Origin of the sequence: Muricoccus pecuniae, from assembly GCF_014199205.1 — a bacterium.
Lineage (GTDB): Bacteria > Pseudomonadota > Alphaproteobacteria > Acetobacterales > Acetobacteraceae > Roseomonas > Roseomonas pecuniae.
Genome location: NZ_JACIJD010000017.1, coordinates 1 through 20,375 on the forward strand (window position 1 = coordinate 1; position 20,375 = coordinate 20,375).

General features: G+C 71.7%; 21 protein-coding genes and 1 pseudogene. 12 read left to right on the forward strand and 10 right to left on the reverse strand.

The annotated features are described in order from the left end of the window. Together FHS87_RS16690 and FHS87_RS16695 are read left to right on the forward strand one after the other, a co-directional pair. On the forward strand, window positions 1-351 hold a 351-nt coding region (locus FHS87_RS16690), incomplete at its 5' end, for an SMP-30/gluconolactonase/LRE family protein (RefSeq protein ID WP_184520530.1). Window positions 352-406: 55 nt separating this feature from the next. Next, the gene (locus tag FHS87_RS16695) at window positions 407-1,138 is read left to right on the forward strand and encodes an IclR family transcriptional regulator (protein ID WP_184520607.1); all 732 of its coding nucleotides are present in this window, start codon (window positions 407-409) and stop codon (window positions 1,136-1,138) included. A 194-nt stretch (window positions 1,139-1,332) separates the two neighbouring features. On the opposite strand, the gene FHS87_RS16700 is transcribed toward FHS87_RS16695, so the two are convergent. Continuing rightward, window positions 1,333-1,527 (reverse strand): hypothetical protein, encoded by a 195-nt coding sequence (locus tag FHS87_RS16700; RefSeq protein WP_184520531.1) that lies wholly within the window; start codon window positions 1,525-1,527, stop codon window positions 1,333-1,335. Window positions 1,528-1,911: 384 nt separating this feature from the next. Between FHS87_RS16700 and FHS87_RS16705 the strand changes: the two genes are divergently transcribed. Further along, complete coding sequence (locus FHS87_RS16705) at window positions 1,912-2,865, forward strand: coiled-coil domain-containing protein (protein WP_184520532.1); 954 nt, start codon at window positions 1,912-1,914, stop codon at window positions 2,863-2,865. Between the two features lie 65 nt (window positions 2,866-2,930). Here FHS87_RS16705 and FHS87_RS23855 read toward each other — a convergent pair. Beyond that, a pseudogene (locus FHS87_RS23855) lies at window positions 2,931-3,105 on the reverse strand (IS3 family transposase); the annotation flags it as partial. A gap of 344 nt (window positions 3,106-3,449) precedes the next feature. Beyond that, entirely contained in the window at window positions 3,450-4,403 is a 954-nt protein-coding gene (locus FHS87_RS16710) for a radical SAM protein (protein WP_312862030.1), read from the reverse strand. A gap of 29 nt (window positions 4,404-4,432) precedes the next feature. On the opposite strand from FHS87_RS16710, the gene FHS87_RS16715 reads away from it, so the two are divergent. After that, complete coding sequence (locus FHS87_RS16715; RefSeq protein ID WP_221300019.1) at window positions 4,433-5,908, forward strand: dihydrolipoyl dehydrogenase family protein; 1,476 nt, start codon at window positions 4,433-4,435, stop codon at window positions 5,906-5,908. Here the strand turns inward: FHS87_RS16715 and FHS87_RS16720 are convergent. The 3 genes from FHS87_RS16720 to FHS87_RS16730 are packed head-to-tail and all read right to left on the reverse strand — an operon-like array spanning window position 5,905 to window position 7,826. Then, window positions 5,905-6,378 (reverse strand): rhodanese-like domain-containing protein, encoded by a 474-nt coding sequence (locus tag FHS87_RS16720; RefSeq protein WP_184520534.1) that lies wholly within the window; start codon window positions 6,376-6,378, stop codon window positions 5,905-5,907. The genes FHS87_RS16715 and FHS87_RS16720 overlap by 4 nt on opposite strands. Continuing rightward, on the reverse strand, window positions 6,375-6,878 hold the full coding sequence (locus FHS87_RS16725) for a vitamin K epoxide reductase family protein (protein ID WP_184520535.1): 504 nt from the start codon (window positions 6,876-6,878) through the stop codon (window positions 6,375-6,377). Before FHS87_RS16725 ends, FHS87_RS16720 begins: the two co-directional genes overlap by 4 nt. Window positions 6,879-6,929: 51 nt before the next feature. Then, window positions 6,930-7,826 carry a sterol desaturase family protein gene (locus tag FHS87_RS16730; RefSeq protein ID WP_184520536.1) on the reverse strand — a complete coding sequence of 299 codons (897 nt, stop codon included), beginning with the start codon at window positions 7,824-7,826 and terminating at the stop codon, window positions 6,930-6,932. A 10-nt stretch (window positions 7,827-7,836) separates the two neighbouring features. On the opposite strand from FHS87_RS16730, the gene FHS87_RS16735 reads away from it, so the two are divergent. Continuing rightward, on the forward strand, window positions 7,837-8,442 hold the full coding sequence (locus tag FHS87_RS16735; RefSeq protein ID WP_184520537.1) for a TIGR04282 family arsenosugar biosynthesis glycosyltransferase: 606 nt from the start codon (window positions 7,837-7,839) through the stop codon (window positions 8,440-8,442). Then, a complete protein-coding gene (locus FHS87_RS16740; protein WP_184520538.1) occupies window positions 8,439-9,167 on the forward strand; it encodes a glycosyltransferase in 729 nt (242 codons plus the stop codon). Before FHS87_RS16735 ends, FHS87_RS16740 begins: the two co-directional genes overlap by 4 nt. Here the strand turns inward: FHS87_RS16740 and FHS87_RS16745 are convergent. The 4 genes from FHS87_RS16745 to FHS87_RS16760 all read right to left on the reverse strand — a co-directional run bounded on the left by FHS87_RS16745 (window position 9,149) and on the right by FHS87_RS16760 (window position 13,078). Beyond that, window positions 9,149-10,240: an SDR family oxidoreductase gene (locus FHS87_RS16745; protein ID WP_184520609.1), complete on the reverse strand. Its 1,092-nt coding sequence runs from the start codon at window positions 10,238-10,240 to the stop codon at window positions 9,149-9,151. The two genes, FHS87_RS16740 and FHS87_RS16745, sit on opposite strands and share 19 nt — an antisense overlap. A 308-nt stretch (window positions 10,241-10,548) precedes the next feature. Next, window positions 10,549-10,968: an FAD-binding protein gene (locus FHS87_RS24290; protein ID WP_312862031.1), complete on the reverse strand. Its 420-nt coding sequence runs from the start codon at window positions 10,966-10,968 to the stop codon at window positions 10,549-10,551. A 598-nt stretch (window positions 10,969-11,566) separates the two neighbouring features. Continuing rightward, window positions 11,567-12,304: a FadR/GntR family transcriptional regulator gene (locus tag FHS87_RS16755; protein ID WP_184520539.1), complete on the reverse strand. Its 738-nt coding sequence runs from the start codon at window positions 12,302-12,304 to the stop codon at window positions 11,567-11,569. Between the two features lie 6 nt (window positions 12,305-12,310). Continuing rightward, window positions 12,311-13,078, reverse strand: coding sequence for an SDR family oxidoreductase (locus FHS87_RS16760; protein ID WP_184520540.1), 768 nt, complete (start codon window positions 13,076-13,078; stop codon window positions 12,311-12,313). Between the two features lie 172 nt (window positions 13,079-13,250). On the opposite strand from FHS87_RS16760, the gene FHS87_RS16765 reads away from it, so the two are divergent. The 6 genes from FHS87_RS16765 (at window position 13,251) to FHS87_RS16790 (ending at window position 20,365) form a co-directional block, all read left to right on the forward strand. Then, the gene (locus FHS87_RS16765) at window positions 13,251-14,486 is read left to right on the forward strand and encodes an ABC transporter substrate-binding protein (RefSeq protein WP_184520541.1); all 1,236 of its coding nucleotides are present in this window, start codon (window positions 13,251-13,253) and stop codon (window positions 14,484-14,486) included. 72 nt (window positions 14,487-14,558) lie between these two features. Then, a complete protein-coding gene (locus FHS87_RS16770) occupies window positions 14,559-15,431 on the forward strand; it encodes a branched-chain amino acid ABC transporter permease (RefSeq protein ID WP_184520542.1) in 873 nt (290 codons plus the stop codon). 4 nt (window positions 15,432-15,435) lie between these two features. Next, on the forward strand, window positions 15,436-17,271 hold the full coding sequence (locus tag FHS87_RS16775) for a branched-chain amino acid ABC transporter ATP-binding protein/permease (protein ID WP_184520543.1): 1,836 nt from the start codon (window positions 15,436-15,438) through the stop codon (window positions 17,269-17,271). Then, a complete protein-coding gene (locus FHS87_RS16780) occupies window positions 17,255-17,959 on the forward strand; it encodes an ABC transporter ATP-binding protein (RefSeq protein ID WP_184520544.1) in 705 nt (234 codons plus the stop codon). The genes FHS87_RS16775 and FHS87_RS16780 overlap by 17 nt, the downstream gene beginning before the upstream one ends. Before the next feature lie 10 nt (window positions 17,960-17,969). Then, a complete protein-coding gene (locus tag FHS87_RS16785) occupies window positions 17,970-18,767 on the forward strand; it encodes a shikimate dehydrogenase family protein (protein ID WP_184520545.1) in 798 nt (265 codons plus the stop codon). After that, window positions 18,764-20,365, forward strand: coding sequence for a GMC family oxidoreductase (locus FHS87_RS16790; protein WP_184520546.1), 1,602 nt, complete (start codon window positions 18,764-18,766; stop codon window positions 20,363-20,365). Before FHS87_RS16785 ends, FHS87_RS16790 begins: the two co-directional genes overlap by 4 nt. The last annotated feature ends 10 nt before the right edge of the window (window positions 20,366-20,375 follow it).

The window sequence follows — 20,375 nt, forward strand, 5'->3', positions numbered from 1 at the left end:
GTCACGCGCGCCAACCAGATCTGGCGCCTGCCGCTGCACGCCGATGGCAGCGTCACGAAGGCGAGCATCTTCTGCCACCTCCACGGTGGGCCGAGCGGGCCGGACGGGCTGGCGCTGGATGCGGAGGGCTGCCTCCTTGTGGCCCATGCCGGCTTCGGCACGGCATGGCGCCTCTCGCCCAGGGCCGAGCCCCTGGCGCGCATCGCCTCCTGCGCGGGCTGGTCCACCACCAACCTCGCCTTCGGCGGGCCGGAGGGGCGTGACCTGTTCATCACGGAATCGGAGACGGGGAGCATTCTGAGGGCCACCCTGGAGACACCCGGCCAGCCGCTCTTCTCCCACGCCGGCTGAGCGCCGTGGACAGCCGGGTTGCTCTGCGCACGACCGGGTCCTAACCGTGCGCGCGATGACCACGCAGATCCGTTCGAAAGCCTCGCTGGAGGGTGTCGCCTCGGCCGGCCGGGCGCTGACCCTGCTCTCGGCCTTCCGCCGGGGCGACGACGCCGTGACCCTGGCCGAGCTGACCGCCCGGACGGGCCTGGTGAAGACCACGATCATGCGGCTGGCCATCTCCCTGGAGGAGCACGGCTACCTGATCCGCCTCCCGGACGGCTCCTACCGGCTGGGGGCCGAGCTGTTCCGCCTCGGCTCGGTCTATCAGCAGTCCTTCCGGGTCGAGGCGCATGTCATGCCCGCGCTCGAGAGGCTGGTGGCGGAGACGAGCGAGAGCGCCTCCTTCTACGTCCGCAGCGGGGAGCACCGGCTCTGCCTGTACCGCGTCGATTCACCTCACCGGTTGAGACTCCATGTCCGGCAGGGCGACATGCTGCCGATGGACAATTCAGCGATCGCCCAGGTGCTGCGGATCTTCGGGGCCGTGCCCCTGCTGCCGGAAGCCTCGACGACCAGGGTTCCGCTTTACACCGGGGGCGAGCGGGACCCCCATGTCGCGGGCATGGCCACCCCGGTCTTCGGTCCGGGCGAGACCTTCGCGGGCGCGCTCTGCCTCACCGGACCGGTGACGCGGCTCACGCGGGACGCGGCGGACAAGGCCAGCCCGAGCCTTCTCAGCGTCGCGGCTGACCTCACACGCTCGCTCGGTGGCACGTTCCCGGGCCCGGGTGGTGGCGCTGCCTGACGGGGCAGGGGGTCACTCCTCCGATTGTGTGGGGCCCGGTCGGCGTGGCGGTGGCGCTGTCGGCGGCGCCAGTGGTGGTCGCGGGGCGTCTGGGCTGCTGAATCCGGTAGTCGCCATGAGCGGCAGGCCGGCGGCCGCCGGGTAAGAGGGGCAGGGCAGGGGGCTACCTGCGTTCGGGCGCGCAGTGCCGCGCGTCAGCGGTTCAGGACGCGGCGGCCGTCCTCATACGCTGCCTCGGCACCCGAGAAGCCCTGGGCGGCGCGGGAGACGAGGGTCGTGCCGCGCCAGATCGACCAGCGCCAGCTGTTCCGGCCGGGTCCCTCCTTGCTGACCCGGATCTCGATGGGCTCGGGGAGGTCCTGCATGGGGCGGAGCTGTTTCACAAGCATGGAGGCCCTCTAAGGACCTCGGCGAGACATGCCAAGTCAGGAGAGCGAGACCATCGCTGCCGCCCCACCAGGGGAACGAGGCGGACCAAGGGGCCCAGACGCGTGCATTTCTACGGAAGCGGGCGGGTCAGAAGCGCGCGGGGATGGCTGAGCCCCCGGTCGGCGCGGAGGGGTTCGAGGGCCCGCTCGACCCCCAGCTAGGGATGGGCCGGCGCCAGCGGGTTGCCCTCGGTCGGCTCTCGATTCCTGGCGGTATTTGGTATCGTAAGAGCCCGAGTCCCACGTCCTGCTCGCAGTCCCCTCGGCTTCCCGGAGCGACGCCGCCGAAGTAGACGCGGCAGCTTCTGTTCGCTAGCTGCTCAGCAGACGACTAAGCGGACCTCCATGGACAACGAAGCGAAGCCGTATCCCCTGGCCGAGGCCGCCGAGTTGATCGGCGTTTCCGTGAGTGCGCTGCGGAAGCGTATCGTCCTCCGGAAGGTGCGGGCAAACCGGAGCAACGAGGACGGCCGGTGGCGGGTCTGGCTAACCTCCTCCGAGATCCAGGAGGCCAGGACCGAACGGCTGAACAGGCAAATGGACGAAAGCCAGGCATTCAAAGTCCTGAAAAGCGAGACCGCGACACTTCGTGGTGCGCTGAACCGCGAGCAGATCCGGGCGGATAGGGCCGAGGCTGAGCTTGCTGCAGCACGGACACTCGCGGATCAGAAAGCGACTGAGCTGGCGGAAGCACAGGCGCGCGCGGCGCGGGCTGAAGGAGAAGCTACGGCGCTACGCCTTCAAAGTCAGACAGACCGCGAACGAGCGACACAGCTGGAGCGGGAGCGGGATACCGCACAGGACGACCTGACGGAGGTGCGGCATCTGATGGCGCAGGCCGCGCGTGCCGCAGCCAGCCTTCAAGGGGTGGTCAAGAGCGCCGAAGCGGCACAGCACGAAGCGGAAGGCAGAGCCGCAGCCCTTGAGGGTGAGCGGGATGCCGCGTTCCGACGGGCAGAGGAAGCTGAGCTGCGGGCGATGAAGGTCCAGACGAGCTTGGCTCGGATCGAGGCAGAAGTGGAGGCTGCTCGTAGTCAGGCCATAGCTCCGGCCGAACTGGAGGCCGCTCAGGCCCGCGCCCACGAGGCGGAGCAGCAGGCCGAGGATGCAAGGCGGCGGGCCGATGAGGCGGAGCGACGTGCAACGGTCGCGACCAGCCGCCTCGACCGCATTCAGTTGGCGCGAATGGACGAGGCGCAAGCTGCTGCGTTGGCCTCTCGTAATGCCCAGGAAGCAACGCCCCCATCGATATGGCATCGCCTCTTTCGGCGAAAGAGACAGTTCAACTCCCCTCCGTGATGGTGGGCACCTTGGATAAGCTCACGAAAGAGCGTGATCTTTCCCCTTAGAAGCGGCCTGCTGGGGTCGCGAGTCCAGATGTAGGAGGTATCACTAACCCCATTCCTGGTCGGGGCCGTGCGCCGCGAAATCCTGGTCCAGCAGGTCGGGCGCAATCGGCGAGGCATGGTGGCTATCGGTTGTCCGCCCGAACCGCCGCCTCTGTTGGGCACGGAGGTCATCCTCGCGCATCAGCCAGGCAGTATCGATGAGCGTGAACCCGACCGTTCGGCCCTTCGCTCGAACCAATGGCGCTCAAGGGCCTCACCCCGTCCCTGGCGAAAAGAGCCGTGGCCCGCTTGCGGTCCCCCGCTCATGACGAAGGATCTCGTTCTCCCGCCGCAGGCGCTTCAGCTCGGCCGCGGCGTCTTCCTGTCCAGAGCCGTCCGGGCTCATCGACCTGCGGGTTCCGGCTCCGGGTGATCTACCGAACCGCCTCTTCCTCGGATCCTTTCGTGAACCGTCTCTGCTGCGCCACGGAGCTCCTCTGGCCTCGGCCGGAACCCTCCATTCTTCCGACGCAAGTCCATTCGGGGCCTGTCCCTCTACCGACTGCACGCCGCGCCGCCGAGGACGCAGAAGCGCGCGCAGTGCGGGTGGTTCAGGGGCACGGGGCGGCTCGCTTCGGCCAGGGTCGCGCCCAGCTCGAACTGCGGGTCGTAGGCCAGCAGGGTGCAGGCGAGAACGGCGGGTGCCGCCGCGTTCCTCCGCTTCACCACCATGCGGGAGGACGCGCACATGACGCTCTCCGGCGACTTGCCCAGGATGCCCCAGCAGGCCTCGGTGATCTCCGGCACCTCGGCGGCGGCGTCCATCTCCGGGAAGAGCGTGAGGTCCACGGGATCCTCCGCGTTCACCGGGATGCCGTGCTCCGCGAAGAGGCGCGCATAGCCCTCGCGCAGCTCCGCCTCCGGCTCCCCCCCGAAAGCGGCGCGGCCGGCGATGTTGATCCGGAAGCCGTTCTCGGCCAGCCATTCCAGCCCCAGCATCGTCTTCGCGAAGGTGCCCGCACCGCGCTCAAGATCGTGCAGGGCGGGAGAGTGGTGGTCCAGGCTGACGCGAATGGTCAGCAGCGCGGGATGGACGGCGTTCAACGCGGCCAGCTCCCCCGCGTGGCGCATCATCGGCCGCATGGCGTTGGTGAGGACGAGGGTTCGGAAGCCACGGCCCAGGGCCTCCGCCAGCATCGGCAGGAAGTCGGGGTTCATGAAGGGCTCGCCGCCGGTGAAGCCGATCTCCCCCACGGGCCATGCGTCGCGCCGGATCTCGTTGAGGAAAGCGGCGCCCTCCGCCGCGGTGAGATAGGCGAGGGCATCGTTGCGCGGGGAGCTCTCGATGTAGCAGTTCGCGCAGGTCAGGTTGCAGAGCGTCCCGGTGTTGAACCAGAGCGTCCGCAGGGAGGACAGGCCGACAGCGGCGCGCCGCTCCCCCTTCGCGGTGATCCGGGGATCGCGGAACTTGGCCGGCGGCAGGGGGGCGAGGGAGGTCTCGGCTGTCACGGGGGCGCTCCGCGGCTCTGGCGCACAGGATGTGGGCAGGCCGGCGCATTCGGCCATACTGTTTCCCTCAACATCGCGCAGGGAGGGCCGCTCTGGCGCGCACGCACGACCTGATCGTCATCGGCGCCGGCGCGGCCGGGCTGACCGCGGCCGGGGGCTGCGCGCGGCTCGGCCTGCGCGTCGCGCTGGTGGAGCGGGACCGGATGGGGGGCGAGTGCCTCAACACGGGCTGCGTGCCCTCCAAGGCGCTGCTCGCCGCGGCCCACCGCGCGCAGGCCGTGCGGGAGGGAGGGCGCCTGGGCATCCTGGCCGGGGAACCCACCGTGGATTTCGGCCGCGTGCGCGCGCATGTCCGGGCCGCGATCGACGCCATCGCGCCGCATGACTCCGAGGAGCGCTTCCGCGCCTGGGGCGTGGAGGTGATCCGCGGCGAGGCCCGCCTTCTGGACGCGCGCGGCCGCGTGGAGGTCGGTGGCCGGGTGCTGGAGGCGCCGCGCATCGTGCTCGCGACCGGCTCCCGCCCCGCCATCCCGGCAGTGGAGGGGCTGGCGGGGGTCCCCTTCCTGACCAACGAGACCCTGTGGGATCTCGACCGCCTGCCGGAGCACCTCGTCGTGCTCGGCGGCGGGCCGGCCGGGATGGAGATGGCGCAGGCCTTCCGCCGGCTCGGCGCCGCCGTGACGGTGATCGCGTCCGGCCGTCCCTTCCCGCGCGACGATCCGGAGGCGGCGGCCCTGGTCCTGGACCGGCTGGGGGCCGAGGGCGTGACGATCCGGCCCGAAACCCGCGCGACGCGCGTCACCCGGACCGGGGCTGGCCTGCGCGTCGAGACCGATGGCGGCTGGGCAGTGGAGGGCAGCCACCTGCTCGTCGCCGCGGGCCGCCGCGCCGCGGTGGAGGGGCTGGGGCTGGAGGCGGCGGGCGTTACCGTGGACCCTGGCGGCATCCGCGTGGACGCGCGGCGCCGCACCACCAATCCCCGCATCCTCGCCATCGGCGACTGCCGCGACGGCCCGCGCTTCACCCATGCGGCGGGCCATGAGGGCACGGTGGCAGTGATGAACATCGGCCTCGGCATCCCCGCCGGGGTGAAGGATGCCGCGCTGCCCTGGGTGACCTTCACCGACCCCGAACTGGCGCAGCTCGGGCTGACGGAGGCGGCCGCGCGGGAGCGGCACGGGCACGTCGAGGTGCATCGGGAGGACTTCGCGGAGAACGACCGGGCGGTGGCCGAGGGCGACACGGCCGGCTTCGTGAAGGTCATCAAGGCCCGCGGCCGGGTGGTGGGCGCCACCATCGTCGGCGCGGGGGCGGGGGAGATGGTGCTGCCCTGGAGCTTGGCCATCGCGGGCAAGGCCTCGCCCTGGGCCATCTCCGGCGCCGTGGTGCCCTATCCCACGCACTCCGAGCTCTCCAAGGCGGTTGCCTTCGCGGGCTGCGAGCCCCGGATCTTCGGCCCCTGGGCGCGGCGCTGGGCGGGGGTGGTGGCGCGGCTGCGGCGCTAGCGGTCCAGCAGCCGCCCCCAGCGCGCGTCGAAGGGGTGGACGGTGCGGGTGGGGCCGTGGTCGTCCACCATGGGCAGGCCGAGCCGCGCCCAGCGGAAGATCCCGCCGCGCAGGTTGAGCAGGCGCGCGGGCGGCAGGCCGTGCGCCAGCAGCGCTTTCGCCATGCGGCCGGAGCGAAGACCGACAGAGCAGGCGAGGACGATCGTGCCGGCGCCCGCCACCCCGGGCTCGGCCAGGATCTCCGGAAGCGGCGTCCCGGGCGGAACGAGGCGCGCGCCGGGAATGCGGCCCACCGCGTGCTCCTCCGGCGCGCGGATATCGAGGATGAGCGGCGGGTCGCTCCCCAGCCGCGCGGCTAGGGAATCGGCCGTGATCTCCGGCACCCCCGGCAGGAAGGCGGCGATGGCCGCCTCGCAGAGGGAGAGCGCCGCGCCGCGGGCGGCAGGGTCGAACCGGAACGGGCCGCTCAACGGCCCAGCAGGTTCCGCAAGGCCCGCGCCGCCTCGGGTAGGGCGAGCGCCAGGGAGGCGATGGAGACGAGGCTCGCCGTCTGGCAGTAGGCACAGAGGGCCTTGTTGTCCGCCCATTCCTCCTGCGCCAGCTTGAGGTTGGTGCCGACATCGAACAGCGTCTTGGCGGCGAGCGCCACCGGCAGGACGGGCTGCTCCTCCGCCCGGTTCCGCCCGCCGGCGGCGGCCAGGGCGGCGGTGGCGGCATAGGTGGCGATCATCAGCACGGCGTCCGGCACCTGCAGCCGCTTGTAGGCGTAGTCCGAGGCGTTCACCCGCTCGGAATCGAAAGGGCCGAGGGGCGGGTCGGGCAGGCGGCGGATGATGCCGGTCTGGTACAGCGTCACGACCTGCCCGATGGCCACGCCGAGGAGCGAGAGGCCCACCAGCCAGCGCCGGCGGCGGAGATCGGGGTCTGTGCGACGCCGCAGGTCGCGGCTCAGCTCTGATGGCGTGGGCATGGCGGGCTTCCCTGGTGGCGGCGGGGGAACGCCGGGCGCGGCACCGCTGTTTCAGCGGCCCCGCACGGGCCCCCCGCCCGGGCGGGGCCCCTCGCGAGGGAGCCAGGCGTCGCGCTGGGGCCGGAAGGGCATCCTCAGCGAGGGACGCAGCCGCAGTTCGGCCGGGTCGCGGTAGCCCGGCACGCCGATCCGCAGGTCGCGCTGCGCGACGTCCCACCGGAAGGTGCGGTGCAGCCGGTCCCAGAAGCTCAGCCCGCTCGTCCAGTTGGAGTCCGTCTCCTCCCTCACGGCGGAGTGGTGGATGCCGTGCATCCGGGGGGTGGTGAGCACCAGGGCCAGCGCGCGCTCCAGCCGCTCCGGCAGGCGCAGGTTGGAGTGATGGAAGAGAACGGAGAGGAAGAAGAACCCCTGCCAGGCACCGAAGGCGCGGGGCGAGACGCCGAGGAGGGCGACCTGGGCCGCGCGCCAGGGGACGGAAACGAGCATGTCCAGGGCGTGGAAGCGCAGCGCGGTGGAGGCGTCGAGGTCGAGGTCGACGTGGTGCACGAGGTGCAGGCGCCAGAGGGCGGGCACCTTGTGGGTCAGCACGTGCCAGACATAGATCGTGTAGTCCATCAGGAGGAAGGCCACGGCATCCCGCGCCGGGGCCGGGAGCGGCAGGCGCTGCGCCAGCCCGAGCCGCCGCCCCTCCGCCCGCCGCGCGAGGCGCCGCGCCACCGGCCCCTCCACCGCGGCCACCACCGCCATGCTGAGGGCGCCCATGGCGAGGTTGCGGATCGTGCGGGAGGGCTCGGCCTGGGAGCGGCGGCGAAGGGGTGCGCGGCGCTCGGCGAGGAAGATCGCCCCGGCCGCGAGCGCGAGGCCGGCAGCCAGCAGGGCCGGGCCGGCCTTCCCGCCGGGGGCCGGCGAGGCGAGACTGCGGTCGGAGCGGGACGGGGCAGCGGGCATGGCGGGGGAGATGAGGGGAGCCCCTCGGGGCGGCAAGGCGCCGCGCATCGCACTTTTCAGCCGCTTCCCCGAAGCGGGCCGGGCCAAGACTCGCCTGATCCCGGCCCTTGGGCCGGAAGGGGCGGCGGCCCTGCACCGGCGGCTGACGGAGCGGGCGCTCGAGGTGCTGCGGGCCAGCGGCCTGCCCTTCGAGCTGCGCCACACCGGCGCGGCGCCGGAGGCTTTCCATGAGTGGCTGGGAGCGGATGTCCCGCTGGCGGAGCAGGGCGAGGGCGATCTCGGCGAGCGCATGGCGCGCGCGGCGGCGGAGCCGCCCGTCATCCTGGTGGGTTCGGACCTGCCCGACCTCTCGCCCGGCCACCTGCACGCCGCCGCGGCGGCGTTGCAGAGCCACCGCGCCGTGATCGGCCCGGCCGAGGATGGCGGCTACTGGCTGCTCGGCCTCCGTGAGCCCATGCCGTTCCTGTTCGAGCCGATGGAGTGGGGCACGGAGGTTGTGTTCGCCGAGACCATGGCCCGCTTCGCCTCGAAGGGCGTGAGGCCCTCCCTGCTCGGGAGGCTGGCCGATCTCGACAGGCCGGAGGACCTGGCCCGCTGGCCGGAGCTGGCGGGGTGAGCGGCGTCGCCATCGTCATCCCTGTGCTGGATGAGGCGGCATCCCTGCCGCGGTTGCTGCGGAGCATCGCGGCGCTGCACCCCGCGCCCGACGAAGTGGTGGCGGTGGATGGCGGGAGCCGCGACGCCTCCGTCGCCATCGCGCGCGCCGGGGGGATGCGCGTGGTGGAGCATCCCGTGCGCGGCCGGGCCGCGCAGATCAACCGCGGGGTGGAGGAGGTCTCGGCCCCGATCGTCCTCGTGCTGCACGCCGACACGATCCTGCCGGACGACGCAGTGGAGGTGATCCGGCGCGTCATGGCCGATCCTGCCACGGCGCTGGCCGGCTTCACGCCCTTGCTCAGCGGGCCTGGGACGGTGCGCTGGGGCACGAGCTTCCACAACTGGATCAAGACCTGGTACGCGCCGCTGCTCTTCCGCCCGCATCTCTTCCTGCGCGGCGCTCGGCTGCTCTTCGGCGACCACGCCATGTTCTTCCGGCGCGCGGACTTCCTCGCGGTCGGCGGTTGCGACACGACGCTGGCCGTGATGGAGGATGCCGACCTCTGCATCCGCTTCGCGCGGCTCGGCCGGACGCGGCTGGTGAACCGCGTGGTGCTCACCTCCGACCGGCGCGTCGCGGCCTGGGGTGGCCTGCGGGCGAACCTGATCTACCTGAAGGTCGGCATTCGCTGGGGGCTGGGCCTGCGCAAGAGGCTGGAACGGCACTACCCGGACGTGCGCTGAACATCCTCGCCGCGCAGGAAGCACCGGGCGATGCAGTGATCGATCATCCGGCGCAGGAATGCCCGGTCGACCGGCGGGCAGGCGCGGCCGCTGAGTGCGCGCAGGTTGCCGTCGGCGAAGCGGGGGTCGCGCAGGAAGTAGCCCGCATAGAGGCCTGTGACGCGCGCGTGCCACCAGGCCTCCGCCTCCCCGAGCGCGGCGGGGTCGAACCCTTCCGGCGGCACGAAACGTGGGGCGTGGAATTGCGGGTAGCTCAGCGCCAGGTCGCGCAGCTGCGCCACGGGCACGGGCGCGCCGGAGACGAGATGGAAGATCCGGCCGGCGGCGGCTTCCATCCGCTCGGCGATATCGGTGAGGCCGTGGACGACGTGGTCGATCGGCACCATGTCCAGAGTGGCGCCTGCTGCCGCCGGGATGGTGCGGACGCGGCCCTCCGTCACCAACCGGATCAGGCCGTAGAGATTGTCGAAGCGGGCGATCGCGCCGTCCGTCCAGGCCCCCACGACGATGGAGGGGCGCGCGACGGCGACGGGGAGGCCACGGCCGAGTGCGGCCGCGACGAGGGATTCCGCCTCGGCCTTGCTCGCTTCGTAGCCGTTGGCGAAGCGCGTGCCGGGGGCGGGAGGGCTCTCCGCCACCGCTCCGCTCCGGTCGCCGCAGACATAGGCCGTGCTGACATGCAGCAGCGGAACCGGCCGCGGGCCGGCCCTCTCGGCCAGCGACAGGATGCGGGCCGTGCCCTCCAGGTTCACGGCACGGTAGACGGCGGGTTCGAGGTCGAAGCCCGTGACGGCCGCGCAGTGGACGATCAGGTCGAGCCCCGCGGCCAGGGAGGCGAGACGCGCCGCATCGAGGCCGAGCGCCTCGCGCCGCAGGTCCGCCGGAAGGGAGAGGATCTCACCGCGGCAGGGAGCCGTGCCCCTCCAGGGCCGGGATGCTGCCCCTGCCGGAGCCTCGGGCAGCAGCGCCGGCCTGCGGCCTGTCATGGCGACCACGCCGTGCCCGCGCGCGGCGAGCTCGCCGGCCAGCGTCCCGCCCAGGAGCCCCGACGCGCCGGTGACCAGAATGCGCAGGGAGCTTCTCCTCGCCGAGGCTCGGTGGCGCCGTTAACCGAAACCCGGGGCGCCGTCCACCGCCGCGCCGGCCGGGAGACGCGCCGGACGTCCCGGCCGAGGAGCCGGTCCGCGCGGCAGCGCCGGCTTGCCGGAAGGACCCTTGATCACGGGATGCCCGAGGGCCACGAGCTGGAGCAGGGCCCCCCCCCGGCGTGCCGGCGACGAATGGCCCCTGGTTCCACCGGGCCATGCTACTCCCCCGACCTCTCCTTGCACGGAGGGCACCTGCCACCCGGACGCGAGGCAGCGGACGGCACTGGCGCGGCCTAGCGCCAGCGATGATGGAAGGCAGCGCCCTTCCCGAAAACGCGGTGCTCGCCATGCTCTATGTCGCGGTTCCACTCGGCGACCGTTGTTTCCAGCCCGGCCGGGTCGATGCCGGCGTTGCGCGCCAGCTCGGCGACGGTGTTCCCGTTCTCCAGATAGCCTGAGCGGATGTTCGGCCTGACCGGTACGGGAAAGGGCTTCACGAAGCCCAGGGCAACGCGGTGCAGGAAGGGCTGGTCCACCACCAGGAAGGCGCGCGCGGCCTGGCCGGGCTCAAGGCTCGCGAAGAGCGCCTGGATGACGTCGTGGTGGAGGTTCGGCTCGTTCACGAAGCGCCTGCCGTTCGGCAGCACGGCGATGCCACCACCCTGCGTGGCGCGAAGCGGCGACCAGAGAGCCTCGGCGGGTTGAAGGAACACGCCGGCACGAGCTTGCCCGTACCCTTGCCGGGTCTCCGCGGATGAGTTCCCCGGAGATCGATGCCCACCTCGGTGCCAGGCCGTAGCTGTTCGGCACTGGACGAGGATCTCGATGCGGGGGCCAACCGGGCAGCCTCCCCGGGACAGTCTCCGGCGTTACCCGCGTGGTTCACCGATGCAGGCCATGAACATGCTCAGAACGGCAATCACCCTCGCCAGGGGCTGCCTCTGGTGTTTCGCGGTGGCGGCCTGCACGGCGCCGCCAAGGGATCCCGGTTTGCAGAGGAGCAGCCATGAGCGCTTCGACCGGTATTACCTCCGCCGGGAGTCTCCCTTCGCGCTTCGCGGTGATCTGTTCGACCGACCTTAGGGCGCCGCTGCGATGCGCTGGGCCTGGACGGCGCTGCCGTCCCCGTCGTTTCGTTGAGAGGCCGCGCGCTCCAAGGCCGCAAGCGTCGGGCCTGATGCAGGGCACAACCGTTCCCCGCCACGGCGGGCCGCGACGGGTGCCGAGGTGGGGCGGTGGGTGGAGCACTTGGCGACGATGCGGCCACGCCCCCGAACAGACCGCTCCTCCGGAAAAACCGTAGGGTCCAGCTCAGGCCGAGCGCGCGGGAGCGTTGGACAGATAGACCTCAAGCCGCTTCGCGGCCTGCTGTAGGTGCGTCTCGGCCGTGCGCCGCGCGGCCTGTCCGTCGCCGGCCCTGACGGCTTCGAAGATCGCCTCGTGCTCGCGCTGCACCACCTGGGTCAGGCCGTGTTGGCGCGCGGTGTTGGCGCGGGCGGCGCGGATGAAGTTGCGCACGCGCCGGTCCAGGAACTCCGAGAGATCGTAGAAGAAGGGATTGCCGCTCGCCGCCAGGATGGAACGGTGGAAGGCCATGTCCTCCTCGACCCCCGGCTCGCCGCGGTCGATCGCGGCCTGCATGGCGCGGAGCTGCGCCTCGATCCCCGCCAGCTCCTCCGAGGTGCGGCGCAGGGCGGCGTGCTCGGTCGCGGCCGATTCCACGGCCATCAGCAGCTCGATCACATGGCGGATCTCGGCCTTGTTCCCGAAGTCGAGGACATCCAGCCGGAAGCTCGCCAGGGCACGGCTCTCGGCCACGAAGGCGCCGGCGCCCTGTCGCGTCGTGACCAGCCCGTCATGCTTCAGCAGGCCGATGGCCTCGCGCACGGTGGGGCGGCTGACGCCGAAGCGGGCCGCGATGGCCTGCTCGGTGGGAAGGCGGTCCCCCACGGCAAGCTGGCCGGACAGGATCTCATCCCGAAGGCGCTGGGCCAGCCGGGCGGCGAGGGAAGGGGTGCGGTCGATCTGGTCGGCGGTTCCGTCGGTCATCAGGGGTTAACTCATCAGCCAGCCGCCCGACACGTCGCAGACCTGCCCGGTCACGAAGGCGCCCGCCGCGGAGGTGAGGAACAGGCAGGCGGCCGCCACGTCCTCCGGCTGGCCCAGGCGCCGCAACGGTGTGGCCAGCCGCGCCGCCTCGTTGGCCGCGGAGGCGGTGCCGCGCATCAGCGGCGTGTCGATCCGGCCGGGGGCCACGGCATTGACGGAGATGCCGTAGGGGCCCTGCTCGCCGGCCAGGTGCTTGGTCATGCCGATCAGGGCCGCCTTGGTGGCGGCGTAGTGCACGGCGACGATGTCGCAATAGGTGCGGCCGGCAACGGAGGCCATGTTGACGATCTGCCCCCGCCCCAGCGCCCGCATGCCCGGCAGGGCGGCGCGGGTGCAGAGGAAGGCGCCGGTCAGGTTCACGTCCAGCACCCGGCGCCACTCGTCCAGGCCGATGTCCTGCGCCTCGCCGCGCCGGCCGTCCGGCCCGCTCTTGGGCGAGATGCCGGCATTGTTCACCAGCACGTCCACGGGGCCGAGCGCCGCCACCACGGCCGCGAAAGCGGCGGAGACTCCCGCCTCCTCCGCCACGTCCACCTGCCGCGCCATCGCGGCCGCGCCCCGCCCGCGCGCCGCCGCCGCCGCCTCCGCCAGGGCCGGGTCGGCATCCAGATAGGCCACGGAGGCGCCGGCGGACGCCAGCGCGTCGGCCACGGCGCGGCCGATCCCCCGTCCGGCCCCGGTGACGACCGCGACCCGCCCGGCATGGGTGCTCATGAGCGAAACCTCGCAGCCATGGAAATCTCCCTTCCAGGGCGAGCGTAAGGGATCTGCCACTTGTCAGGCAACTTGGTTGCCTGCATCCTCATGCCAATGGCCGGCCATCATGGGACCGGCCCTCGTCCAGGAACGAAACGGCCCGGATCAACGCGGGCGAGAGGAGGACAGCATGGAATCCCTGACCCGACGCGGCGCGCTCGCCGGCGGTGTGGCGCTGGCGGCGGCCCCGCTTCTCGGCTCCGCGGCCCTGGCGCAATCCGGTCCCATCAAGGTGGGCGCGCTGTTCCCCTTCTCCGGCGGCCTCGCGCTGCTGGGCGACGAGAGCTACCGCGGCGTGGAGATCGCGATCGAGGAGCGCAACGCGGCCGGCGGCGTGAAGGGGCGCCCGATCCAGGTGGTGCGCGGCGACGCGGTGGATCCCAACCAGGCGGTCGGCGAGGCGCGGCGCCTCACCTCCGTCGAGCGCGTCACCTGCATCTTCGGCACCTTCTCCTCCTCCCTCTGCCTCGCCGCGACGCAGGTGACGGAGCTGGCGCAGATCCCCTATTTCGAGCTGGGCGCGATCTCCGACCCGATCACGGAGCGGGGCTTCCGCTACATCTTCCGCACTAACGCCACCGCCTCGGGCTTCGCCAACATGATGGTGGATTCCATCCGGGACGCGGTGGCGCCCGCCTATAAGGTCGACCCGAAGTCGCTGAAGGTCGGGATCATCCACGAGGACTCCCTCTACGGTCAGACGGTCGCGGGCTACCAGAAGAAGCGGGTGCAGGAACTCGGCCTCAACCTCGTGGAGACGCTGCCCTATTCCGCGCGCTCGGTGGACCTGACGCCCGTGGTGCTGCGGTTGAAGTCGGCCGGCGTGGACGTGGTGCTGCAGACCTCCTACCAGAACGACACGGTGCTGTTCTTCCGCCAGATGCGGGAACAGGGCTACCGGCCCAGGGCGGCGATTGGCGCGGGCGGCGGCTACTCCCTACGCGACACGATGGAGGCCGTGGGCGCGCAGCACATGGAGGGCGCGCTGAACGTGGACTTCACCCAGTTCCGCACCAATCCCGCGGGCGCGCCGGGGATCGAGGAGTTCGTGCGCAAGTACCAGGCGAAGTACAACATGGCGCCGCGCTCGGGTCACAGCCTCTGCAACTACATGGGCGCCGTGGTCTTCCTCGACGCCATGCAGGCCGCCTCCGACCTCCGGGCGGCCGCGATCCGGGAGGCCGTGCTGGCCGTGGACAAGCCGGTCGGCAGCACCGCCACGGGCTGGGGCGCGAAGTTCAATCAGGCCGGGCAGAACGAGCGGGCCGACCCCTTCCTCATGCAGTGGCAGGGCGGGGAGCTGGTGACGGTCTTCCCGGCCAGCGCGGCCATGGCCCCGGTCAAGCCGGTTCTCGGCACGGCCTGAGTCGCGGCCGGCGCCCGCTTGCAGGCGGGCGCCGCCGCTGCGCGCATCCGGCCGCTGAGGGAGAACGCGGAGATGGACATCCTCGTCCAGCTGATCGTCAACGGCATCATGCTGGGCAGCATGTATGCCATCATCAGCGTCGGGCTGACGCTGATCTTCGGCATCGTGCGTGTCGTGAACTTCGCCCATGGGGAGCTGCTGATGGTCGGCATGTACGCCACCTATCTCCTGGGTGCGAAGCTTGGGCTGCATCCCTATCTCGCGGCCTTCCCGGTGGTCGTGTTGCTCTTTGTCGTCGGCGCCCTGATCCAGCGCTTCATGATCCAGCCGCTCCTCAAAGCGGAAGAGCACATCCAGATCTTCGCCACGGTGGGCCTGTCCACCGCGCTGGTGAACCTCGCCCTGCTCCTCTTCGGGGCCGATCTCTACTCGCTCCAGGTCCCCTCGGTGCGGGAGAGCCTGCGGCTGGGCGGCAGCACGCTGCTTGTCGGGCAGGCGGCGATGCTCCTCTGCGCGGTGGCGCTGATCGGCGGGCTCCACGTCTTCATGCACACCACGCCGCTCGGCCGCGCGGTGCGGGCCACGGCGCAGAACCGCAACGCCGCCCTGCTGATGGGCGTGCCGGTGGAGCGGATCTACATCTTCGCCTTCGGACTGGGCTCGGCCTGCGTCGGGCTCGCCAGCGCGCTCATCATGCCGCTGATCCCGGTCACGCCGACCATCGGCAGCTACTTCGTGCTCACCGCCTTCGTGGTGGTGGTGCTGGGCGGGATGCGCAGCCTCACCGGCGCTTTCGTCGGCGCCATGATCATCGGAATCGTGGACAGCCTCTCCGGCTACTACATCGCGCCGGACCTGAAGGAGGTCGTCTACTTCGCCATTTTCATCGCCATCCTGGTCTTCAAGCCGACCGGCCTGTTCGGCCTCGGCCGTGGCACGGAGTGAGAGCATGGACGCCCCCGCCACGGCACGCACCGCCCCGGCCACCCGCAGTGCGGAGGGGCTGGGCGGCCTGACCAACCCGCGCGTCTACCTCTCGCTGATCGCGCTGTCCCTGCTGCTGATCCTGCCGCTGGTCTCCGGCTCGTCATTCCTGATCCATGTGGCCGTGACGATCTGCGTCTTCGCCGCCCTCGCTTCGGCCTGGAACATCATGGGCGGCTTCGCGGGGCAGCTCTCGCTCGGGCATGCCGTGTTCTATGGCATCGGGGGCTACGGCACGGCGCTGCTCATTAAGCATTTCGGCCTCTCGCCCTGGATCGGCATGTGGCCGGCGGCGCTGCTGGCCGCGCTCGTCGGCGCCGCCATCGGCTATCCCTGCTTCCGGCTGCGCGGGCCCTTCTTCACCCTGGCCACCATCGCCTTCCTCCAGGTCACGCGTCTGCTGGCCATCCATTTCGGCGACGTGACAGGAGGCGCGGCGGGGCTGATCGTGCCGCTCAACCCCGGCTGGGCCTGGATGATCTTCTACGAGAAGGTCAACTACCTCTACATCGCCTTCGGGCTGCTGCTGCTCGCGCTCGGCGCCTCCTGGTGGATCCGCAACTCGCGCCTCGGCTACGCGCTGATCGCGGTGCGGGAGCGGGAGGAGGCGGCGCTCGCCGCCGGCATCAACAACAGCGGCGTGAAGCTGCGCGCCGTGATGGCCTCGGCCGGGCTGACGGCGCTGGTGGGCGCCTTCCACGCGATGTACCTCACCTTTCTCGAGCCCGAGACGATGTTCTCGCTCACCCTCTCGATCGAGGTGGCGATGTACGCGCTGATCGGCGGCATCGGCACCGTCTCCGGCCCGCTGCTGGGCGCGCTGCTGGTGGTCCCGCTGGCCGAGGCGGCGCGCGGCTGGCTCGGCGGCCAGGCGAGCGGGCTGCACGGCTTCGTCTATGGCGCAGCGCTGGTGATCATCACCCTCACCATGCCGGCGGGGCTGGTGGGCACCTTCGGCCGCCGCATCGGCGGATGGATCGACCGCCTGCCCGGCGGCGGCGCGGCGCCGGCCGTCGCGCCTCTCCTACCGCCGCGGCCGGTGGAGGGGCGTGCCGGCGAGACGGTGCTGGAGGGCCGGAACCTCGTCCGCCGCTTCGGCGGGCTGGTCGCCACGAACGACGTTTCCGTCACGCTGCGCCGCGGCGAGATCCTGGGCATTATCGGGCCCAACGGCGCGGGCAAGACGACGCTGTTCAACCAGCTCTCGGGCTTCCTCGCGCCCAGCTCGGGCACGGTCGCGGTGCGCGGGCCGGACGGCGAGATGGCGGCGCCGCGCAACCCGGACGAGTTCGCGCGGCTCGGCGTCGGCCGCACCTTCCAGATCGTTCAGCCCTTCGGCAAGCTGACGGTGCTGGAGAACATCATGATCGGCGCTTTCCTGCGCCACTCCGGCGTGGCCGAGGCCCGCGCCGCGGCGCTGCGCGTCGCGCGGCAGGTGGGGTTAGAGGAGCTGGCCGAGGTGGAGGCGCGCAACCTGCCCATCGGCGGGCTGAAGCGGCTGGAGGTGGCGCGCACCCTGGCGACCGAGCCCTCGATCCTGCTGCTCGACGAGGTCATGGCCGGGCAGAGCCAGGCCGACACCCAGCGCATGGTCGCGCTGATCCGCGCCGTGCGCGACAGCGGCGTCAGCGTCATCGCCATCGAGCACAACATGCACGCCATCATGAGCATCTCGGACCGGATCGTCGTGATCGATTCCGGCCGCGTCATCGCGGAGGGCGAGCCGCGCGCCGTGGTGAGGGACCGCGCGGTGATCGAGGCCTATCTCGGGGAGGACTACGTCGATGCTCAGGGTCTCTGACCTCTCCGCCGGATACGGCCGCACCACCATCCTCCAGGGCCTGTCCCTGCGCGTGGAGGCGGGCGAGATCGTGACGCTGATCGGCGCCAACGGCGCGGGCAAGACGACGCTGCTGCGCGCCATCTCCGGCCTGATCCGCCCCAGCGCCGGGCGGATCGAGCTGGAGGGCCAGCGCATCGACGTGCTGAGCCCGGCCGAGATCGTCGGCCGCGGACTGGTCATGGTGCCGGAGGCGCGCCAGCTCTTTCCCGTCATGACCGTGCGGGACAACGTGCTGATGGGCTGCTACCACCCCGCGGCACGCGCGGGCGCCGCGCGGCGACTGGAGGAGGTGCTGGAGCTCTTCCCCCGCGTGCGGGAGCGCCTCTCGCAGATGGCCGGCTCCCTCTCGGGCGGGGAGCAGCAGATGGTGGCCATCGCGCGCGGGCTGATGGCCAATCCCCGGCTGCTGATGCTGGACGAGCCCTCCCTCGGCCTCGCGCCCATCATCGTGCAACAGATGTTCGGCATTGTGGAGCGGATCGCCGCGATGGGCACCACCGTGCTGCTGGTGGAGCAGAAGGCCTTCCACGCGCTGAAGATCGCGGCCCGTGCCTATGTGATCGAGAACGGGCAGATCTCCGCGGAGAACACCGGCCCGGCCCTTCTGGCCGACCCGCATGTGAAGACCGCCTATCTTGGCCTGTGAGGGCGCGGCGATGACGGAGATCACCGGCCACACGCGCATCTGGGGAATCCTGGCGGACCCCATCCGCCAGGTGAAGACGCCGCAGGGGCTGAACGCGATCATGCGCGAGCGCGGCGTGGACGGGGTGATGGTGCCCGTGCACGTGGCCGCCGCCGACCTGCGGGCGGTGGTGGACGGGCTGCGCCGCCAGCGGAACTTCCATGGCTTCATCGCCACCGTGCCGCACAAGACCGCCATGCTGGACCTCTGCGACGAGGTGGGCGAGGCCGCGCGCCGGATCGGCGCCGTCAACGCCGTGCGGCAGGAAGGGGGGCGGCTGATCGGCGCGATGCTGGACGGGGAGGGGTTCTTGGCCGGGCTGCGCCAGGCCGGGATCGAGCCGGCGGGGATGCGCGCCTATCTGGCAGGGGCCGGCGGCGCGGCGAACGCGATCGCCTTCGCCCTGGCGGAGGCGGGCGTCGCGCAGCTCACCATCGCCAACCGCACGCGGGCACGCGCGGAGGCACTGCACGATCGCCTGGCGGCGGGGTATCCGGGCCTGCCCGTCGCCCTGGGCGATGCGGAGCCCGCCGGGCACGATCTCCTGGTGAACGCCACCTCGCTCGGCCTCGCCGAGGGCGATCCGCTTCCCTTCTCCGTGGCCCGGCTGGGGGGAGGGGAGATCGTCGCTGAGATCATCATGCAGCCCGAGGTGACGCCGGTCCTGGCCGCCGCCGCCGCGCGCGGCTGCCGCATCCATCCCGGCCGCCCCATGCTGGAGGGGCAACTGCGGCTGATGGCCGATTTCCTCGGCATGACCCCCGCATGACGAACCCCGCGGAGAGCTTCGACTACGTGATCGTCGGCGGCGGCACAGCGGGCTGCGTGCTGGCGAACCGGCTGAGCGAGGACCCCCGCCGCACCGTGCTGCTGCTCGAGGCGGGCGGCCGCGACAACGGATTCTGGGTGCCGATCCCCGCCGGCTTCAGCAAGCTGCTGGTGGGCGGCCGCTACAACTGGCGCTTCGAGACGGAGCCGGAGCCGAACACGCATGGCCGCCGCATTGTGGTGCCGCGCGGCAAGGGCCTCGGCGGCTCCACGCTGATCAACGGCATGATCTTCGTGCGCGGCCAGGCGCTGGACTTCGACGGCTGGGCGCAGATGGGCAACCGCGGCTGGAGCTTCGCCGACGTGCTGCCCTATTTCCGCAAGCTGGAGCGCTTCGAGGACGGCGCGAGCGAGTGGCGCGGCGGCGACGGCCCGATGAACGTCATTCGCGTAAGCGAGCGCAATCCCCTAGCCGACGCCTTCATCGAGGCGGGCGTGCAGTCCGGCTTCCCGCGCAACCCCGACTACAACGGCGGGGATCAGGAAGGCTTCGGCTACTACCAGGTGAACCAGAGGAACGGCCGGCGCTGGAGCGCGGCGGAGGCCTATCTGCGCCCCGTGCTGTCCCGCCCCAACCTCGCGGTCCGGACGGATGCCCATGCGCTGGGCCTCCTGCTGGAGGAAGGGCGCGTCACCGGCCTGCGCTACCGCCAGGGGGGTGACGAGAAAAAGGTTACAGCCCGCGCCGAGGTGGTGCTGGCGGCGGGGGCTGTGCAGTCGCCGCACCTGCTGGAGCTCTCGGGCATCGGCAATCCGGAGGTGCTGGCGGGTGCCGGCGTGCCGGTGCGGCACGCGCTGCCCGGCGTCGGCCGCAACTACCGGGATCACTACGCCACGCGCATGAACTGGCGCGTGACGATGCCGATCACGCTCAACGAGATGACCCGCGGCTGGGGGCTGGTGAAGGGCGTGGCGCAGTACTTCCTGTCGCGCAAGGGCATCCTCACCCTCGGCACCGGCATGGCCCACGGCTTCGTCCGCACGCGGCCGGAACTCGCCACACCCGATGTGCAGTACTTCTTCATGCACGCCAGCTACGCCAACGCCGCGGACCGCCGGCTGGACAAGGAGCCGGGCATGACGATCGGCGTGACCCAGCTCCGCCCGGAATCGCGCGGCACCATCCATCTCCGCTCGCCCGATCCGCGCCAGCCGCCCGCCATCCGCCCCAACTTCCTCGCCACGGCCATGGACCAGGAGACGATGGTGCGCGGCATGCAGCTCGCCCGGCGGATCATGGGGCAGGCGGCCATGGCGCCCTATGTGGCGCGCGAGTTGAATCCGGGGCCGGATGTGCGGGAGGACGCGGACTGGCTCGACTTCGCCCGCCGCAACGGCCAGACCATCTACCACCCCGTCGGGACCTGCAGCATGGGCCACGGGCCGGAGGCGGTGGTGGACGACAGGCTGCGCCTGCACGGGCTGCGAGGCCTGCGCGTGGTGGACGCATCGGTGATGCCGACGGAGGTGTCCGGGAACACGCAGGCGGCGGTGCTGATGATCGCCGAGAAGGGCGCGGACCTGATCCGCGGCGGATGAGGGAAACGGA

Bases quoted from the DNA above. Each gene is read 5' to 3' on its own strand.
- FHS87_RS16695 (WP_184520607.1), top strand. From the start codon at position 407: ATGACCACGCAGATCCGTTCGAAAGCCTCGCTGGAGGGTGTCGCCTCG.
- FHS87_RS16700 (WP_184520531.1), bottom strand. From the start codon at position 1,527: ATGCTTGTGAAACAGCTCCGCCCCATGCAGGACCTCCCCGAGCCCATC.
- FHS87_RS16705 (WP_184520532.1), top strand. From the start codon at position 1,912: ATGGACAACGAAGCGAAGCCGTATCCCCTGGCCGAGGCCGCCGAGTTG.
- FHS87_RS16715 (WP_221300019.1), top strand. From the start codon at position 4,433: ATGTGGGCAGGCCGGCGCATTCGGCCATACTGTTTCCCTCAACATCGC.
- FHS87_RS16725 (WP_184520535.1), bottom strand. From the start codon at position 6,878: ATGCCCACGCCATCAGAGCTGAGCCGCGACCTGCGGCGTCGCACAGAC.
- FHS87_RS16730 (WP_184520536.1), bottom strand. From the start codon at position 7,826: ATGCCCGCTGCCCCGTCCCGCTCCGACCGCAGTCTCGCCTCGCCGGCC.
- FHS87_RS16735 (WP_184520537.1), top strand. From the start codon at position 7,837: ATGAGGGGAGCCCCTCGGGGCGGCAAGGCGCCGCGCATCGCACTTTTC.
- FHS87_RS16755 (WP_184520539.1), bottom strand. From the start codon at position 12,304: ATGACCGACGGAACCGCCGACCAGATCGACCGCACCCCTTCCCTCGCC.
- FHS87_RS16760 (WP_184520540.1), bottom strand. From the start codon at position 13,078: ATGAGCACCCATGCCGGGCGGGTCGCGGTCGTCACCGGGGCCGGACGG.
- FHS87_RS16765 (WP_184520541.1), top strand. From the start codon at position 13,251: ATGGAATCCCTGACCCGACGCGGCGCGCTCGCCGGCGGTGTGGCGCTG.
- FHS87_RS16770 (WP_184520542.1), top strand. From the start codon at position 14,559: ATGGACATCCTCGTCCAGCTGATCGTCAACGGCATCATGCTGGGCAGC.
- FHS87_RS16775 (WP_184520543.1), top strand. From the start codon at position 15,436: ATGGACGCCCCCGCCACGGCACGCACCGCCCCGGCCACCCGCAGTGCG.
- FHS87_RS16780 (WP_184520544.1), top strand. From the start codon at position 17,255: ATGCTCAGGGTCTCTGACCTCTCCGCCGGATACGGCCGCACCACCATC.
- FHS87_RS16785 (WP_184520545.1), top strand. From the start codon at position 17,970: ATGACGGAGATCACCGGCCACACGCGCATCTGGGGAATCCTGGCGGAC.
- FHS87_RS16790 (WP_184520546.1), top strand. From the start codon at position 18,764: ATGACGAACCCCGCGGAGAGCTTCGACTACGTGATCGTCGGCGGCGGC.